Consider the following 2,297-nt stretch of genomic DNA (forward strand, 5'->3'; position numbering starts at 1 on the left):
TATAATATATACGGAAAAAATCAGGATTTAAGGAGAGCAAATTATGGGAAGAGCGTTTGAAGTTCGAAAACAATCAATGGCAGCAACTGCTGCGAAAAAAGCGGTGTTATATAACCGGGTGGCACGTGAAATTTATTTAGCAGCGCGGGAAAGCGGAGCTGATCCGAATGCTAATTTAGCATTACGTAATGCAATCGATAAAGCAAAATCAAAACAAGTTCCCCGTGATGTTATTGACCGTGCAATTAAAAAAGCAAGTGGTAATGATAATGAAAACTACCAAGCAATTCGTTATGAGGGTTACGGACCAGGAGGCAGTGCAATTATTATTGATACGTTAACAAATAATGTTAATCGTGCTATAGCAGAAGTTCGTAATTGTTTTACAAAAACTGGTGGTAAATTAGGGGTTAATGGTGCAGTAACGCATTTATTTGATAATTTAGCAGTTTTTGCTTTTGAAGGAAAAACAGTTGAAGAAATTTTTGAATTATTACTGCTAGCAAATTGTGATGTTAATGATGTTGTGGCTGAAGATGGCCAAGTTGTTGTGTATGCTCCCGCTACAGCATTTAATAGTGTTAAAAAAACTTTAGATGAAAATGGAATTGAAGCATTTCAAATGGCGGAAATTACAATGTTACCCTATGAACGAATTACATTACAAGGTGAGGACGCAGAGCGCTTTGAAAAAATGTTAAATATGTTAGACGAAGTTGATGATGTTCAAGAAGTTTATCACAATGTTGTTGTTGGTTAAGAAAGGATTAACCAAAAAGAAAAGGAAATTTACTTATAGATTCCTAAATAAAATTATGATAAAAATTCAAATTTTAGTTTATTTGAAAAAGTTAGATTTTATTTATGTTTTTTTATATATATCTAATATAATAAAATTATTAACAAAGTTGATCAAAGTATGAATGAAAGAGGTGCAAAATGCAAACTACTAGTAAACAATATAAAGTTATAGATTTTTTAAATTGATCACAAAGCAACCAATTAATTACTAATCCACATTATTAAAGAAATTTAGTATGACCTGATAAAGCAAAATCATATTTAATAGATTCTTTACTTAAAGAATACCAGGATACCCTATTTCACATATTTTTTTAGCTGAAGAAATAGATGCTTCTACCATGAAAACTAATAGAGAAGTAGTAGATGGTCAACAACGAATATCTACAATTTTGCAGTATGTTAATAATTCTTTTAAAATTTTAAAAGTTCATAATGAAGAAGTGGCTAATTTATTTTTTAAAGATTTACCAGATGAACAAAAAGAACTTATATTATTATACGAAATTCCTTGTCAGGTTTTTTCTACTAAAGATAAAAATATAATATATGATATTTTTGCTCGTTTAAATACATTTAATTATGCATTAAATAGTCAAGAGTTACGAAATGCAAATTATTTTGGTACATTTAAAACTATAGTTGAAAAAATAAGATTAGCAATTTTTGATGAAATAGAAGAACTTGGATTATATAAAGATATGGAAATAAGACGTATGAAGTTGCAAGAAGATTTAGCAAGAATTTTAATTTTTTATTTAGAAAGTTATGTTAATGATTCTGATAAGAGTATCAATAATTTTTATGAAAAATATGATAATGATGATACATTTTCAAATGCTTTAGATGCATTAAATTCTGTTATATATATTTATAGGGAAGCAATAGATATTTTTAAAAAAATAATTAACTTAAATGGTAGTTTATTAAGTTTTGATCGTAAATATTTTTTTACAATTTTTATGTTGTTAATAGAAATAAAAAAATGGATAATGATCAAATTGCAAAACTCGCTTCACTAGATAGAAATATTTTTTTAACTAAAACTAAAAATAGACAATATTTAGAAGAAAAAAAGGCACTTACTGATAATCTTAAGTTAATGTGTGAAAAATGTATTGAATTGCATACACAAGGAACAACAGATCCAAATAGAAAAAAGGAAAGAATCAAATTAATAAAAAATTTTATTAATTAAATTTAAAAATGAATAAAGAATTAATTGATTTACAAAAATGAATTATTGTTGAATTTACTGCTCTTGAAAATTGTATTTCAAATGTCCCGGATCAAAATGATATTATGCAGTTTACCTATTTTTATATAAAATTATTAAATAATGTATGAATCATTTAGAAAAATGGCAGTTGTAATATTGTTAAATGATAAAATTATTTTACCATCAGGGATTATAGTTATAAATCCTTTTAATATTTTATTAATTGGCAAAGAAGGGGGTCTCAATATGTTACTAAAACAGTTAGAAACAGGAGGTG

General features: G+C 26.3%; 4 protein-coding genes. All 4 read left to right on the forward strand.

All coding sequences use genetic code 4. The annotated features are described in order from the left end of the window. Positions 1–43: 43 nt before the first annotated feature. Positions 44–760: a YebC/PmpR family DNA-binding transcriptional regulator gene (locus tag TS70_RS06320; protein ID WP_040093728.1), complete on the forward strand. Its 717-nt coding sequence runs from the start codon at positions 44–46 to the stop codon at positions 758–760. Positions 761–1,100: 340 nt separating this feature from the next. Then, positions 1,101–1,823: a DUF262 domain-containing protein gene (locus TS70_RS06325; RefSeq protein ID WP_258267098.1), complete on the forward strand. Its 723-nt coding sequence runs from the start codon at positions 1,101–1,103 to the stop codon at positions 1,821–1,823. After that, positions 1,787–1,999, forward strand: coding sequence for a hypothetical protein (locus TS70_RS06330; protein ID WP_127093472.1), 213 nt, complete (start codon positions 1,787–1,789; stop codon positions 1,997–1,999). Before TS70_RS06325 ends, TS70_RS06330 begins: the two co-directional genes overlap by 37 nt. An 8-nt stretch (positions 2,000–2,007) precedes the next feature. Beyond that, complete coding sequence (locus tag TS70_RS06335) at positions 2,008–2,157, forward strand: hypothetical protein (RefSeq protein WP_198049750.1); 150 nt, start codon at positions 2,008–2,010, stop codon at positions 2,155–2,157. Positions 2,158–2,297: the final 140 nt, after the last annotated feature.

This window comes from Spiroplasma sp. hyd1 (assembly GCF_016082235.1).
Lineage (GTDB): Bacteria > Bacillota_I > Bacilli_A > Mycoplasmatales > Mycoplasmataceae > Spiroplasma > Spiroplasma poulsonii.